At 64.4% G+C, this 14,285-nt stretch carries 12 protein-coding genes; 6 read left to right on the top strand and 6 right to left on the bottom strand.

Going from position 1 to position 14,285, the window contains the following annotated elements:
* Positions 1-72: 72 nt before the first annotated feature.
* On the top strand, positions 73-1,263 hold the full coding sequence (locus GL300_RS11365; RefSeq protein ID WP_246195149.1) for an efflux RND transporter periplasmic adaptor subunit: 1,191 nt from the start codon (positions 73-75) through the stop codon (positions 1,261-1,263).
* The gene (locus tag GL300_RS11360; protein ID WP_155039729.1) at positions 1,260-4,325 is read left to right on the top strand and encodes an efflux RND transporter permease subunit; all 3,066 of its coding nucleotides are present in this window, start codon (positions 1,260-1,262) and stop codon (positions 4,323-4,325) included. Before GL300_RS11365 ends, GL300_RS11360 begins: the two co-directional genes overlap by 4 nt.
* A 53-nt stretch (positions 4,326-4,378) precedes the next feature.
* On the opposite strand, the gene GL300_RS11355 is transcribed toward GL300_RS11360, so the two are convergent.
* The 4 genes from GL300_RS11355 to GL300_RS11340 form a co-directional block, all read right to left on the bottom strand.
* A complete protein-coding gene (locus GL300_RS11355; RefSeq protein ID WP_155039728.1) occupies positions 4,379-5,677 on the bottom strand; it encodes a pyruvate dehydrogenase complex dihydrolipoamide acetyltransferase in 1,299 nt (432 codons plus the stop codon).
* A gap of 12 nt (positions 5,678-5,689) precedes the next feature.
* Entirely contained in the window at positions 5,690-7,048 is a 1,359-nt protein-coding gene (locus tag GL300_RS11350) for a pyruvate dehydrogenase complex E1 component subunit beta (RefSeq protein ID WP_155039727.1), read from the bottom strand.
* 16 nt (positions 7,049-7,064) lie between these two features.
* Positions 7,065-8,096, bottom strand: coding sequence for a pyruvate dehydrogenase (acetyl-transferring) E1 component subunit alpha (gene pdhA, locus GL300_RS11345; protein WP_155039726.1), 1,032 nt, complete (start codon positions 8,094-8,096; stop codon positions 7,065-7,067).
* Between the two features lie 136 nt (positions 8,097-8,232).
* Positions 8,233-8,526 (bottom strand): FtsB family cell division protein, encoded by a 294-nt coding sequence (locus GL300_RS11340; RefSeq protein WP_155039725.1) that lies wholly within the window; start codon positions 8,524-8,526, stop codon positions 8,233-8,235.
* A gap of 144 nt (positions 8,527-8,670) precedes the next feature.
* On the opposite strand from GL300_RS11340, the gene GL300_RS11335 reads away from it, so the two are divergent.
* Genes GL300_RS11335 through GL300_RS11320 form a run of 4 tightly spaced genes read left to right on the top strand, consistent with a single transcriptional unit; the run spans position 8,671 to position 12,943 of the window.
* Positions 8,671-8,952 (top strand): hypothetical protein, encoded by a 282-nt coding sequence (locus GL300_RS11335; RefSeq protein WP_155039724.1) that lies wholly within the window; start codon positions 8,671-8,673, stop codon positions 8,950-8,952.
* 10 nt (positions 8,953-8,962) lie between these two features.
* Positions 8,963-9,622 carry a DUF1523 family protein gene (locus GL300_RS11330; protein ID WP_155039723.1) on the top strand — a complete coding sequence of 220 codons (660 nt, stop codon included), beginning with the start codon at positions 8,963-8,965 and terminating at the stop codon, positions 9,620-9,622.
* A gap of 2 nt (positions 9,623-9,624) precedes the next feature.
* Positions 9,625-10,596, top strand: a complete 972-nt coding sequence (gene deoC, locus GL300_RS11325) for a deoxyribose-phosphate aldolase (RefSeq protein WP_155039722.1) — start codon at positions 9,625-9,627, stop codon at positions 10,594-10,596.
* Positions 10,597-10,603: 7 nt separating this feature from the next.
* Complete coding sequence (locus GL300_RS11320) at positions 10,604-12,943, top strand: aldehyde dehydrogenase family protein (protein WP_155039786.1); 2,340 nt, start codon at positions 10,604-10,606, stop codon at positions 12,941-12,943.
* Here GL300_RS11320 and GL300_RS11315 read toward each other — a convergent pair.
* Positions 12,940-13,695, bottom strand: a complete 756-nt coding sequence (locus GL300_RS11315; RefSeq protein ID WP_155039721.1) for a hydroxypyruvate isomerase family protein — start codon at positions 13,693-13,695, stop codon at positions 12,940-12,942. The two genes, GL300_RS11320 and GL300_RS11315, sit on opposite strands and share 4 nt — an antisense overlap.
* A gap of 1 nt (position 13,696) precedes the next feature.
* Positions 13,697-14,242, bottom strand: a complete 546-nt coding sequence (locus tag GL300_RS11310; RefSeq protein ID WP_155039720.1) for a DUF1285 domain-containing protein — start codon at positions 14,240-14,242, stop codon at positions 13,697-13,699.
* Between the last annotated feature and the right edge of the window lie 43 nt (positions 14,243-14,285).

Here is a 14,285-nt window from a genome sequence, read left to right as displayed (position 1 = left end):
GGGCGAGAGAACCCTATATAGAAGCAGGCGCGTCGATCCCCACCAGGCGCAAGAAGCTGGAGGACAGGCAAGATGACAGGGATTGGCCGGCAGATTGCCGCCATGATGATAGGTATTGGCCTTAGCCACATGCCGCTGCCTTTGGCTGCCGAGGCCAATGAGGCAGACGCCGCCGTGGTCAGCAAGGAAATCCCGGTGGTGACAGCCGCCAAGGCCAAGCGTGAGACGATCGAGGCCCGCGTGCCCGTCACCGGATCGCTGGTGGCGCGTGAGCCGGTGCAGATCCATGCCAGCGTCTCGGGCTACGAAATCCGCGAGATCCATGCCGAGATCGGCGACCGGGTGAAGGCCGGCGATGTGCTGGTGGTGCTGGACGACGAATCCCTGACCGCACAGGTGGCGCAGGCCACCGCCGAATTCGAACGTGCGACCGCCAGCGTCAGTCAGGCCGAAAGCCAGATCGCCAGCAGCAAGGCGACGCTGGTGCAGGCCCAGTCGCAGCTTGAGCGGACCGTCGCCCTGCGCAAAAGCGGCAATACCGCGCAATCGGTGCTGGATGAGGTGATCGCGACCGAGGCCTCGGCGCGGGCCTCGGCGCAATCGTCGCTGGACGGGCTGGCGGTGGCCAAGGCGCAGCTGGCCCAATCCGCCGCCGCCCGCCGCATTGCCGAGCTGAACCTGCGCCATACCCGCATCCTTGCCCCCGTCGATGGCGTCATCGCCACCCGCAATGCGGAAATCGGCGCGCTGTCCGGTCAGGGCGGCGATCCCATGTTCATCATGATCGCGCGCGGAGAGGTCGAGCTGGCCGCCGACGTGATCGAAACCGCCCTGGTCCAGATCGAGCCCGGCGATGAGGTCGAGGTGCAACTGACCGGGCAGGGCATGATCAAGGGCAAGGTGCGGTTGGTTCCCGCCGTGATCGACCCGGTGACACGGCTGGGTCGGGCGCGCATCTCATTGCCATCCGATCCGCGGCTGCGCATCGGGCTGTTCGCCAGCGGCTGGGTCATCACCGACCGGCGCGACGCGGTGACGGTTCCCGCGGGCGCGGTGCTGGCCGACGATCAGGGCGAACGCGTCCAGATCGTTAAGGATGGCGTGGTGCAGACGCGGGCGATCCGCGCCGGTCTGGTCTGGCAGGGCAAGCGCGAGATCCTCGAAGGGCTTCAGCCCGGCGATGAGGTGATCGCGCGGGCTGGGGCATTCTTCCGTGACGGCGACCCGATTCGGGTCCTGCCCGCGAAGGACGCAGCGGAATGAACTTCTCGACCTGGTCCATCCGTCAGCCGGTCCCGTCGATCGCCGCCTTTCTGGTGCTGGTGCTGATCGGGCTTTACAGCTTCAGCCGCCTGCCGGTCACGGCCATGCCGAATATCGACCTGCCTGTGGTCAGCGTGTCCGTTGCGCAGCCCGGTGCCGCGCCCTCGGAGCTGACGCGACAGGTGATCCAGCCGATCGAGGATTCCATCGCCTCGATCACCGGGGTGCGGCATATCTACTCGACCGCGACGGACAGTTCGGCCTCGATCACCGTTGAGTTTGAACTTGAGACCGACACCGACCGAGCGATGAACGACGTCAAGGACGCAGTGGCCAAGGTGCGTTCGGACCTGCCGGAATCGATTGTCGAGCCGGTGATCCAGCGCATCGATATCGCGGGTATGGCGATCCTGACCTATGCCGTCAGCGACCCGACCAAGACCATGGAGGCGCTGTCGGATTTCGTAGATGACGTGGTGGCGCGCGACCTGTCGACCGTGGCGGGCGTCGCCAGCATCACCCGTATCGGCGGGGCGGATCGTCAGATCAATGTCGAACTGGACGCGGGCCGGATGCAGGCATTCGGACTGACGGCGGCGGAAATCTCGGACCAGTTGCGGGCCAAGAATATCGACATGGGCGGCGGGCGAGGCGATCTGGCCGGGACCGAATTCGCCATCCGCACGCTGGGTTCTGCCTCGGATGTGGGGCGGTTGGCGGCGACGCCGATCCTGATCGGGCAGGGGCGCACGATCCGTCTGGACCAGATCGGCACGGTCAGCGAAGGCCCCAGCGAGACGCGCAGCTTTGCTCTGTTGGAGGGGCAGCCCGTGGTCGCATTCGGGATCTTCCGCGCCAAGGGCGCCTCGGATCTGGTCGCGGGCGATGGGACCAAGGCGCGGGTCGCGCAGATCATGGAACGCAATCCCGGCGTCAGCATCGATCTGATCGACGACGCCACCACCCATACCGAGGCGAATTACCATTCGACCATGGACACGCTGTATGAGGGCGCGGCCCTTGCGGTGATCGTGGTCTTTCTGTTCCTGCGCAACTGGCGCGCCACGCTGATCGCGGCGGTGGCACTGCCGCTTTCGGTCATCCCGACCTTCTTTGTGATGCAGCAACTGGGCTTCACCCTGAACGGCATCAGCCTGCTGGCGATCACGCTGGTCACGGGCATCCTTGTCGACGATGCCATCGTCGAAATCGAAAACATCGTGCGCCATATCAACATGGGCATGCCCGCCTATGAGGCCAGCATGGAGGCCGCGAATGAAATCGGTCTGACCGTCATCGCGATCAGCTTCTCGATCGTCGCGGTCTTTGCCCCGGTCAGCTTCATGGGCGGCATTCCGGGTCAGTATTTCAAGCAGTTCGGGCTGACGGTGGCGGTCTCGGTGCTGTTCTCGCTGCTGGTCGCGCGGCTGATCACGCCGATGCTGGCTGCCTATTTCCTGCGCGATGTCGCCCATGTCGAAGAGGCCAAGGACGGCATCTTGATGCGGCTTCTGATGGGCATCCTGCGCTGGACGCTGCGCCACCGCTTCCTGACCCTGCTGATGGGGATCGGGGTCTTTGCCGCGTCGATCTTTTCGGCGACGCTTCTGCCCACCGAATTCGTGCCGGCGCAGGATGTCGGACGCAGCCAGATCTCGATCGAATTGCCGCCCGGCGCGACGGTCGAGGAAACCATCGACGCGGCGCGCACCATCTCGACCCGGATCGCCGAAGAGCCCGAGGTGCGTTCGGTTTTTGTCAGTGGTGGCGATCCGAACGTCTCGGATGCCAAGATCATGGTCAATTACGGCTCAAAGACCGAGCGCGAACGGTCGAGCTTCCAGATCGAGGAGGCGCTGAAGCATGATCTGGCGCAGATCCCCGACCTGCGGATGAACTTCCTGAACGAGAACGGCGCCAGCGATTTCGAGATCTCGGTTCTGGGCGATACAGAGGACGCGACCGCTGAGGCTGCCGAGCGCCTGATGGCCGCGATGAAGACCCTGCCCAGCCTTGAGGGGGTGACCTCATCGGCGGCATTGCAGCGCCCCGAATTGCAGATCCATCCGCGCGATGCGGTGGCGGCCGAGCTGGGGGTGACCGCCAGCGCCCTGGCCACCACCCTGCGGGTGGCGACTTTGGGCGACACGGAATCGAATCTGGCCAAGTTCAACACCGGTGATGAGCAGATCCCGATTGTGGTGCGCCTGGACGACAGCGCGCGGCGCGACCTGATGACGGTGCGCAATCTGCGCGTGCCAAGTTCGGCTGGACAGGTGCCGCTAGAGGCGGTGGCCGATGTCTCGATTTCCGCTGGGGCGACCGAGATCGGGCGCTATGACAAGCGCTACCGCACCGCTGTCACCGCCAATCTGGCCGAAGGCGCGCTGCTGGGTCCGGTGACCACGCAGGTCACCGATCTGCAAGCCAAGGTCGAATTGCCGCCCGGAACCGCGATCCAGCCCGCAGGCGATGCCGAGATCATGGGCGAGGTGTTTCAGGCCTTTGCCGTGGCGATGATCTCGGGCGTGATGCTGACCTATGTCGTGCTGGTGCTGCTGTTCCATAACTTCGTGACGCCGGTCTCCATCCTGATGTCGCTGCCGCTGGCGATTGGCGGAGCGATCCTTGCGCTGTTTCTGACCGGCAATTCGATCAGCATGGCGGTGGTCATCGGCTTCCTGATGCTGATGGGCATCGTGACCAAGAACGCCATCATGCTGGTCGAATTCGCGCTGTCCTCGATGGATCGCGGCACGGAAAAGCGGGTGGCGATCTTGGACGCGGTGCATAAACGCGCCCGTCCCATCGTGATGACCACGATCGCGATGACCGCGGGGATGGTTCCGTCCGCGTTGGGCACGGGCGAAGGCGCCGAGTTCAGCGCGCCGATGGCGATTGCCGTGATCGGAGGGCTGCTGCTGTCGACGCTGCTGTCGCTACTGTTCGTGCCTTCGCTTTTCTCGGTCATCCATGGCGGGCAGATCGGCGCGGGCGGTCTGCTCAGGCGCTGGATCGGGGTGAACAGCCCCGCAGCCAGCCCCGAAGTGCGTAAGCACTGAGATGAAAAAGGGGGCCTCGATGGCCCCCTTTTGCATTCCTTGGCTGATCTGGATCAGGCCAGCATGCCCATCGGGTTTTCCAGATGGCCGACGATCTTTGCCAGAAGCTGCGCACCCAGCGCGCCGTCGATGACACGGTGGTCGACCGACAGCGTCATCGACATGACGTTGCGGATGACCACTTCGCTATTCTCGACGACCGGGGTCTGGATGCCTGCGCCCACGGCCAAGATCGCGCCGTGCGGCGGGTTGATGACCGCGTCGAAATTCTCGATCCCGAACATGCCAAGGTTCGAAATCGCAAAGCTGCCGCCCTGATACTCATGGGGCGCAAGCTTCTTCGACTTGGCGCGCGTGGCCAGATCCTTCATCTCGGCAGACAGGGCGGACAGCGTCTTTTGCTGCGCGTCCTTCAGGACCGGGGTGAACAGCCCGCCTTCGATGGCGACGGCAACCGCCACGTCCGAGGGCTTCAGCTTCAGGATGCGGTCGCCCGCCCAGACGGCATTGGCGTCCGGCACTTCCTGCAGGGCCAAAGCGCAGGCCTTGATGATGAAGTCGTTGACCGAAAGCTTCACGCCGCGGCTGTCCAGCTGCTTGTTCAGCATGGCGCGGAATTCCATCAGCGCATCCAGCTTGGCCGAGCGGCGCAGATAGAAATGCGGGATGGTCTGCTTGGCCTCGGTCAGGCGCGCTGCGATGGTGCGGCGCATCCCGTCCAGCGCGACCTCGGTGGTCTCGCGATCGGCATACATCTTGAGGATGGTTTCCGTCGAGGGACCAGCGGCGGGGGCCGCTGCCGCGGCAGGGGCGGCTTTCGGGGCCTCGGCGGCGACGGCGGGTTTGGCCGCGCCGGGTTTCGCGCCTTCGACATCCGCCTTGACGATGCGACCGTAAGGGCCGGAACCCGTCACACCAGCCAGATCGATGCCCTTGTCAGCCGCAATGCGGCGCGCCAGCGGCGAGGCAAAGATGCGGTTGCCGTCGGCGGCCTTGGGCGCTGCCGGGGCAGGGGCGCTGGCGGCTGCCGGGGCGGGCGCTGCCGCCTCGGCTTTCGGGGCGGCGGCGGCTTTCGCAGCGGGTGCCGCGCTGATCGCATCGGCGCTTTCCCCCTCTTCCAGCAGGACGGCGATGGCGGTGTTCACTTTCACCCCGGCCGTGCCCTCGGCGATCAGGATCTTGCCGATCTTGCCTTCGTCCACGGCCTCGAATTCCATCGTGGCCTTGTCGGTCTCGATCTCGGCGATGACATCGCCGGATTTGACCTCGTCGCCTTCCTTCACCAGCCATTTGGCCAGCGTGCCTTCCTCCATCGTGGGGGAGAGCGCGGGCATCAGGATTTCTGTCGGCATCTCGCGTTCCCCTTACTTGTAGGTGACTTTTTTCACCGCCGCGACAACCTCGTCCGAGGTGATCAGGGCGAGCTTTTCAAGGTTCGCGGCATAGGGCATGGGCACGTCCTTGCCGGTGCAGTTGATCACCGGTGCGTCGAGATAGTCGAACGCGTTTTCCATGACATAGGCCGAGATATGGTTGCCGATCGAAGCGACCGGGAAACCTTCCTCGACGGTGACGAGGCGGTTGGTCTTCTGCACCGAGGCGATGATGCTGTCATAATCCAGCGGACGCAGGGTGCGCAGGTCGATGACCTCGGCCTCGATGCCCTCGGCGGCCAGTTTCTCGGCGGCGTCAAGCGCGTGGCTCATGCCGATGCCGAAGCTGACAAGGGTCACGTCCTTGCCCTCGCGGGCGATGCGGGCCTTGCCGAAGGGGATGGTGAAGTCTTCAAGGTCCGGGACCTCGAAGCTGCGGCCATACATGATCTCGTTCTCAAGGAAGATGACCGGGTTCGGGTCGCGGATCGCCTGTTTCATCAGGCCTTTCGCATCCGCCGCCGAATAGGGCATCACCACCTTCAGGCCGGGGATCTGGGCATACCATGCCGCATAGTCCTGGCTGTGCTGCGCGCCGACGCGGGCGGCGGCACCGTTCGGGCCGCGGAACACGATCGAGCAGCCCATCTGGCCGCCGGACATGTAAAGCGTCTTCGCGGCCGAGTTGATGATGTGGTCAACCGCCTGCATGGCGAAGTTGAAGGTCATGAACTCGACGATCGGACGCAGGCCGGCCATGGCCGCACCCGTGCCGATACCGGCAAAGCCGATTTCGCTGATCGGGGTGTCGACGACGCGGCGCGGGCCGAACTTGTCCAGAAGCCCCTGCGAAATCTTGTAGGCGCCCTGATACTCGCCGACTTCCTCGCCCATGAGGAAGACGGTCTCGTCGCGGGTCATTTCCTCTTCCATGGCTTCGCGCAGGGCTTCCCGCACGGTCATGGTTTTCATTTTCGTGCCTTCCGGCCAGTCGGGCGAACGGTCAGCCTTGGCGGCGACCGGTGCGGCGGCAGCGGGGGCTTCGGCCTGTGCGGCGACGGGGGCTGCCGCCGGGGCGGCTGCGGGTTTCACGTCATCGACGCTTTCGCCCTCTTCGACGAGGATGGCGATGGGGGTGTTCACCTTCACGCCCTGCGCGCCTTCGGCGATCAGGATCTTGCCAAGGATGCCCTCATCCACAGCTTCGAATTCCATCGTGGCCTTGTCGGTCTCGATCTCGGCGATGACATCGCCCGACTTGACCGCATCGCCTTCCTTTTTCAGCCATTTCGCCAGCGTGCCTTCCTCCATGGTCGGCGACAGGGCGGGCATCAGAATCTCGGTTGCCATCTGTTTGTGTCCCCCGTCAGGCGTTCTTGGCGACTGCGGCTTGCGGCAGCTCGTCGGCATAAATATCGGTCCACAGCTCGGACAGCGCCGGTTCCGGGCTTTCCTTGGCGAACTCGGCGGATTCGTTCACGATGTCCTTGATTTCCTTGTCGATGGCCTTGAGGTCATCTTCGGTCGCGTGGTTGCCGGTCAGCAGCAGCTCGCGGACGTTCTCGATCGGGTCGCGTTCGTCGCGCATCTTCTGCACTTCCTCGCGCGAGCGGTATTTCGCCGGGTCGGACATCGAGTGACCGCGATAGCGATAGGTCATCACTTCAAGGATGTAGGGACCCTTGCCCGCGCGGCAGTGGGCCACGGCCTTTTCGCCGGCAGCCTTGACCGCCAGTACGTCCATACCGTCGACCTGCTCGCCCTGGATGCCAAAGGCGGTGCCGCGGCCAAATAGCGTCGTCGACTTGGTCGAGCGCTTGACCGAGGTGCCCATGGCGTACTGGTTGTTCTCGATAACGAAGACGACCGGCAGGGACCACAGTTCGGCCATGTTGTAGGTCTCATAGACCTGGCCCTGGTTCGCCGCGCCGTCACCGAAATAGGTGAAGGTGACGTTGTCATTGCCCAGATACTTGTCGGCGAATGCCAGACCCGCGCCCAGCGGAACCTGCGCCGCGACGATGCCATGGCCACCGTAGAAATGTTTTTCGCGCGAGAACATGTGCATCGAGCCGCCCTTGCCGCGGGAGTAGCCCCCTTCGCGACCGGTCAGCTCGGCCATGACGCCATTCGCGCTCATGCCGCAGGCCAGCATGTGCCCGTGGTCGCGATACGAGGTGATGCGCTTGTCGCCTTCCTTGGTCACGGATTCGAGGCCGACGACCACAGCTTCCTGCCCGATATACAGGTGGCAGAAGCCACCGATCAGGCCCATGCCATAAAGCTGGCCGGCCTTTTCCTCGAATCGGCGGATCAGCAGCATGTCGCGGTAATGTTTGAGAAGCTCGTCCTTGGAAACGTTGGACGGGACTTCCTTGGCTGCGGGCTTTCTGACCATAAAGGGTCCTCCTCCTGAGCGCAGGATAGTTCAGCGTTAAACTACTTCTAGAATGGACTTCCTGGAAAAGTAAACCTGCGATATGCGACGCCTGCGTAAAATGGCCGCAGCCATGCAGGGCCTGCCTGAAACAGGATCAGCGGATGATGATTTCGTCAGGGCGCAGAAAGCCAAGGACATCGCGGGCGCGTTCGTCCAGCAGGTCCAGATCCAGATAATCGTCCGACAGGCGGCGGGTCAGGTTCTTCATCCGGTTGACCTCGGCCTGCAGCTTGTCGCGCTGTGCGACCAATTCGCGCGTGTCGGCCTTAAGCTGTTCGCGCCGCAACACGCCGGATGGTCCCTGCACGGCGGCAAAGGCGAAATAGACAGCCAGAAGGGCCATGATGGCAAAGAAGACCAGGGCGCTGATCGACAGGCGTTCGGACATCGGGCGGTTTTCCTTGGTTTTTGGGGATCATGCCACAGCATTTGCGATGGGGGAATCCCGAATGCAGGTCATTGACAGTTGGCGCGGCAACCCCTTCCATGGCGGCATGAGCCATCCCCAGTCCCTACGGGAAAGAACCTGACGATGTTGGCCTTGCTGCGGTTGATCGGGCTGGTGCTGGCGGTCGAGCTGATTTTCTATTTCCTGCTGACGGTCTATATCCGCAGCACGCGGCGCGAGGCGCTGGAAAAGGAATGGGACCGGCGTCACCCCGAAAAGGCGGGCAACTCGCCGGAACGACGCGAGTTCATAAGGCGTTCGATGATCGGCTTCAGCAAAAGCCTGCGGGCGCGGCTGGTCGCTTTGGTGCTGGTCCTGCCGGTGGTCGCCATCGTCGTGATCATCGTATTGGTGAATTACAACTGAGAGGGCGCCGATGCGCTGGTTCCTGACTGTCCTGGGTGTGCTGTTCGGCATCACCGTCTTTCTGTTTCTGGATTACGCCTTGCCCTCGCGGCAGACGGTGCGGATCACGAACACCTACAATCGTCTGACCGATATCGGGGCGAATGCGATTTTCTATGCCTCGGCCGATGCTGGCACGGTGCAGAACGCGGCGGGCCAGCGCGATGTGCGCTTTATCGACACGGTGCGTCCGAATGGCCGCCCCTATGTCTATCGCAATGAGGACACCGGCTGGATCTGGCCGCCTTACTTCAAATACGACAGCTCGAACCTGCATGCGCAGGCCACCGATCGCAAATCGACCTCGGCCAATCCGGAATGGGTCAGCGTCACGTCCTATGGCTGGCGGGTGTCGTGGCTGTCGATCTATCCCAATGCAATCTCGATCCGGTCGGTGGCGGGGCCGGATGTGCGGCCGTTCAACTGGCCGGCGGTGCTGATCCTGCTGGTGCTGGGCGTGCTGCTGTTCATGCTGTGGCGGATGTGGAACCAGTTCCACGAACGCAGCATCGAGCCCGCGATCCGCTCTGCCGATGAGGCCTGGGACCGCATCGACGCGCAGGCGGATGCGGCGCGTGACCGTGCCCGTGGCCGGGTCAGCCGCTGGTGGGATTGGGTCAGAGGACGCTGAGCATGGAAAACGGCAAACCTGTTGCCAGCCATACCCGCCGCAATCCGGGCGTGCCGCTGCGCATGGAGTGGTTCGACGGCATTCGCATCAATACCCCGGCCAGCGAAAGGCGGGCGGCCAGCCTGCCTGCGCGGCGCAGCCTGAAAAAGGATTGGCAGGCGGCGTGGCTGCTGAACGCGGTGCGCTGCATCGACCTGACCACCCTGTCCGGGGACGACACCCCGGACCGCGTGGCCCGGCTTTGCGCCAAGGCGCGCGCGCCGATCGAGGCTGGGCAGCTTGCGACCCTTGGGGTTCAGGGGCTGACCACCGGCGCGGTCTGCGTCTATCCGACGATGGTTGCGGCGGCCAAACGCGCGCTTGAGGGCTCGGGCGTGCCCGTGGCCTCGGTCGCGACGGGCTTTCCGGCAGGGTTGATGCCCCTAGACCTGCGACTGGCCGAGATCCGCTATGCGCTGGATCAGGGCGCCGATGAAATCGACATCGTGATCAGCCGTGCTCATGTTCTGCAAGGAAACTGGTCCGCGCTTTACGATGAGCTTTGCGCCATGCGCGAGGCTTGCGGGGCTGCGTTGATGAAGTCGATCCTTGCCACGGGTGAGCTGAAGACGCTGGAAAACGTCGCCAAGGCCAGCCATGTCGCCATGCAGGCGGGCTCGGATTTCATCAAGACCTCGACCGGCAAGGAGCCGGTCAACGCGACTCTGCCGGTCAGCCTGACCATGCTGCGCACCATCCGCGACTATCGCGACCAGACCGGCTTTGCCGTGGGCTTCAAGCCCGCGGGCGGCTTGCGTACGGCCAAGGATGCGCTGAACTGGCAGGTGCTGATGCTTGAGGAACTGGGCCGCGACTGGCTGCGCCCCGATCTGTTCCGCATTGGCGCAAGCTCGCTGCTTGGCGATATCGAGCGGCAGATTTCCCATCATGTGACGGGGCGCTATGCCGCCGCGCACCGATTGGCAGCAGGATAAGATGACGATGCCAAGTGTAGGCGAGATCATGGAAAGCATGGAATACGGGCCCGCGACCGAGGATGCATCGGCCGTTCGTGAATGGCTGGCCGCGCGCGGCAGCTTCGGCCATTTCATCGCGGGACGTTTCACCAAACCGGGCGACACTTTCGCCACCCGCGATCCCTCGACCGGCGAGGAGCTGGCGCAGGTGTCGCAAGGGAGCAGTCGCGACGTGGCGAAAGCCGTGCGCGCCGCCCGCCGTGCTGCGCGGAGCTGGGGCGCGATGTCGGGCCATGACCGGGCGCGTTTCCTTTATGCCATCGCCCGCACCATCCAGAAGCGCGAGCGTTTCCTGTCCGTGCTTGAGACGCTGGATAACGGCAAGCCGATCCGCGAAAGCCGCGACATCGATGTGCCTTTGGTGGTTCGGCATTTCTATCATCACGCGGGCTGGGCGGAACTCGCAGCCAGCGAATTCCCCGGCCATACCCCCTTGGGTGTCTGCGGCCAGATAATCCCGTGGAACTTTCCATTGCTGATGCTGGCGTGGAAGGTCGCGCCCGCCTTGGCCGCCGGGAATACGGTCGTCCTGAAGCCCGCCGAATATACGCCGCTGACCGCCTTGGCCTTTGCCGAGATCTGCGCCCATGTCGGCCTGCCCGCAGGCGTGGTGAACATCGTCACCGGCGACGGCGAAACCGGGGCCGCGCTGGTCGGCTCACCCGTGGACAAGATCGCCTTCACCGGCTCGACCGAGGTCGGGCGCGGCATCGCCCGCGCGCTGGCCGGAACGGGGCGCAAGCTGACGCTGGAACTGGGCGGCAAGTCGCCCTTTGTCGTCATGCCCGACGCCGATCTGGACGCGGCGGTCGAAGGCGTCGTCGATTCCATCTGGTTCAATCAGGGGCAGGTCTGCTGCGCCGGGTCGCGCATTCTGGTCGCGGAATCTGTGGCGGAACGCTTCGAAACCCTGCTGCACCGCAGGATGGAAAAGCTGCGCGTCGGACCGCCCTTGGACAAGTCGACCGATATCGGCGCCATCGTCGATCCGGTGCAAAAGGACCGCATCCTGTCGATCCTTGGCGCGGCGACCCGCGAAGGCGCAGTGCTGGTCGGCGGGCAGCCTCAGCAAGGGTGCTTCATCGCGCCGGGTTATCTGAAGAACATCGCCCCGGCCAATCCGGGCATGCGGCAGGAAATCTTTGGCCCCATCGCCACGCTTTCCACCTTCCGCACCCCGGATGAGGCCGTCGATCTGGCCAATAACACCGCTTACGGTCTGGCGGCCTCGGTCTGGTCGGAAAGCGCTACCGTCGCGACCGATCTGGCAGCCAAGATCAGGGCGGGCGTGGTCTGGGTGAACTGCGCCAATATCTTTGACGCGGGCGCACCCTTTGGCGGGGTGCGCGACAGCGGCTATGGCCGCGAGGGCGGGCGCGAGGGAATGCTGGACTATCTGGCCGCTCCGGCCGCCGCCGTGGTCCGTGATCCCGCGCCCGGCGCGATCTCGGCCATGCCGAATGGCGCGGCTGGTGACGGCGAGGGCATCGACCGTACGGTGAAGCTGTATATCGGCGGCGCGCAGAAACGCCCCGATGGCGGGGCCAGCTACAGTGCGCAGGACGAACTGATCCCGCTGGGCGGTCGCAAGGACATCCGCAACGCCGTCGAGGCCGCGCAAGGCGCGCTTGGCAAATGGCAGGGGCTGGGCGGGCATGGCCGCGCGCAGGTCCTGTATTTCCTGGCCGAGAATCTGGGCCTGCGGCGTTCGGAATTCGCGGGTTTTGCCAGCGCCGATGAGGTCGAGGCGACGATCCGCCGCTGCTTCTTTTATGCCGCGCATGCCGACAAGTTCGACGGCGCGACGGTATCGGCCAAGCCGGGCCACCTGACCCATGTCCAGCCCGAGCCACAGGGGGTGATGGGCATCATCGCTCCGAATGGCGCGCCGCTGGCCGGGCTGATGTCGCTGGTTCTGCCCGCCATCGCCATGGGCAATGCGGTCGTGGCGATCCCCTCGCAGGATCAGCCGATGGCGGCGCTGACACTGGCGCAGGTGCTGGCCTGTTCGGATGTGCCGGGGGGCGTGGTCAATATCGTCACCGGCCCGCGCGAGGAACTGGGCCGGGCCTTGGCCAGCCATGACGGGGTGAACGCGATCTGGCAGGTCGGGGATGGCGCTGGCCGCACCGCGATCGAACAGGCCGCCGCCCAGACGCTGATCCCGGTCTGGTCGCCCGATCATCGCGACTGGTCTGATGCCAACGCGCAGGGACGGGCCTTCCTGCGAGCCGCCAGTCGGACCAAGACGATCTGGTTGCCCTATGGCGCGTTGCCTGCGGGCACCGGCAGCTCGGCCTATTAGGCCGAGCGCAGCCAGTCTATTCCGGCGCTGGTCGAGGTGCTGGGCAGGTATTCCGCGCCGATCCAGCCGTCGTAATTGCTGGCCTCCAACGCGCGCAGGAAGCCGGTGAAATCGAAGCTGCCCGAGCTTGGCTCATGCCGGCCGGGGCAGCCGGCGATCTGCACATGACGGGCCAGCGGTGCCAGTTGTTCCCACAGGGGCATGACATGCCCGTGGATCATCTGGGCCTGATAGGCGTCGAATTGCAGGCCCAGATTGGGGGCGCCGACTTCGGCCACGATCTCGGCGGCAAGCTCGAAACTGTCGAGGTAATAGCCCGGATTGTCGCGGGTGTTGATCGGCTCGATGGTCAGGCTTTGCTGGGGCGCACGGGCGGCGGCCCATTTCAGGTTCTCGATCAGGGTCTGACGCGCGGCCGGACCCTTGGCGCGCCCGGCCATCACATGCAGATGGCGCACCTTCATCACATTGGCAAAGCGCATGGCGCGGTCGAAATCGCTGCGAAAGCGCGCCTCGCCGCCGGGTTTGGCGGCAAAGCCGCGCGGACCACCCGCCCAGTTCGGCGGTGGCGTGTTCATCAGCACGAATTCCATGCCCTCGGTCTGTGCCGCCTTGACCAGGTCCTTGGAGGCAAGGTCATAGGGAAACAGGATCTCGACCCCGTCGAAACCGGCACGGCGTGCCGCTGCGAATCGCTGCAGCATGGGCAGTTCGGTGAACAGATAGGTCAGGTTGGCCGCCATGCGTGCCATGTCAGGGCTCCAGCGAGAATGTCATTCCGGCCGATTTCAGGCTCGCTTGCCCGTTCTGATCCGGCTCGGCGGCAAGGGCAAGTCGATAGAAGGTCTTGCGGTCGATCAGCGCATAAAGGCCGCTGCGCACATGCAGATAGGGGCGAGGGGCATCTGCGGTGCCGCGCATTTCGACAGCATGACCGGGACCGGCCACAATAGTCTCGCCCATATTGGTGGTGAAGGTGACATCCTGCCCGATCTCGGCATCGACGGCGATGAAGGGCGCGTCCTGCACGCGGATGCCCACCTTTTCTGCCGGGGTGACAAGGTAGTAGCTGTCGCCCTCGCGCTTCAGGATCGAGGCGAAGAGCCGCACCAGTTCCGGCCTGCCGATGGGCGTGCCCAGATAGAACCAGCTGCCATCGGCACGGATCTCGATATCCAGATCGCCACAAAAGGGCGGGTTCCACAGGTGCACCGGAGCCGGGCCTGTTTTTGAGGCAAGCCGCGCCGAGGCCACCAGCCCGGCCACATCCTTCACGGGATTGTCAGTCTTTCCACCCATTACCAGTGGAGCCTCGCCATTCCTCATCCTATGCTGTCCTAGA

Origin of the sequence: Paracoccus litorisediminis (genome assembly GCF_009711205.1) — a bacterium.
Lineage (GTDB): Bacteria > Pseudomonadota > Alphaproteobacteria > Rhodobacterales > Rhodobacteraceae > Paracoccus > Paracoccus litorisediminis.
Note: the sequence above shows the minus strand (reverse complement) of the source record. Positions and strands in the feature narration are given on the sequence as shown.

Excerpts from the sequence above, each read along its gene's own strand:
- GL300_RS11365 (WP_246195149.1), top strand. The coding sequence starts at position 73 with ATGACAGGGATTGGCCGGCAGATTGCCGCCATGATGATAGGTATTGGC.
- GL300_RS11360 (WP_155039729.1), top strand. The coding sequence starts at position 1,260 with ATGAACTTCTCGACCTGGTCCATCCGTCAGCCGGTCCCGTCGATCGCC.
- GL300_RS11355 (WP_155039728.1), bottom strand. The coding sequence starts at position 5,677 with ATGCCGACAGAAATCCTGATGCCCGCGCTCTCCCCCACGATGGAGGAA.
- GL300_RS11350 (WP_155039727.1), bottom strand. The coding sequence starts at position 7,048 with ATGGCAACCGAGATTCTGATGCCCGCCCTGTCGCCGACCATGGAGGAA.
- pdhA (WP_155039726.1), bottom strand. The coding sequence starts at position 8,096 with ATGGTCAGAAAGCCCGCAGCCAAGGAAGTCCCGTCCAACGTTTCCAAG.
- GL300_RS11340 (WP_155039725.1), bottom strand. The coding sequence starts at position 8,526 with ATGTCCGAACGCCTGTCGATCAGCGCCCTGGTCTTCTTTGCCATCATG.
- GL300_RS11335 (WP_155039724.1), top strand. The coding sequence starts at position 8,671 with ATGTTGGCCTTGCTGCGGTTGATCGGGCTGGTGCTGGCGGTCGAGCTG.
- GL300_RS11330 (WP_155039723.1), top strand. The coding sequence starts at position 8,963 with ATGCGCTGGTTCCTGACTGTCCTGGGTGTGCTGTTCGGCATCACCGTC.
- deoC (WP_155039722.1), top strand. The coding sequence starts at position 9,625 with ATGGAAAACGGCAAACCTGTTGCCAGCCATACCCGCCGCAATCCGGGC.
- GL300_RS11320 (WP_155039786.1), top strand. The coding sequence starts at position 10,604 with ATGCCAAGTGTAGGCGAGATCATGGAAAGCATGGAATACGGGCCCGCG.
- GL300_RS11315 (WP_155039721.1), bottom strand. The coding sequence starts at position 13,695 with ATGGCACGCATGGCGGCCAACCTGACCTATCTGTTCACCGAACTGCCC.
- GL300_RS11310 (WP_155039720.1), bottom strand. The coding sequence starts at position 14,242 with ATGGGTGGAAAGACTGACAATCCCGTGAAGGATGTGGCCGGGCTGGTG.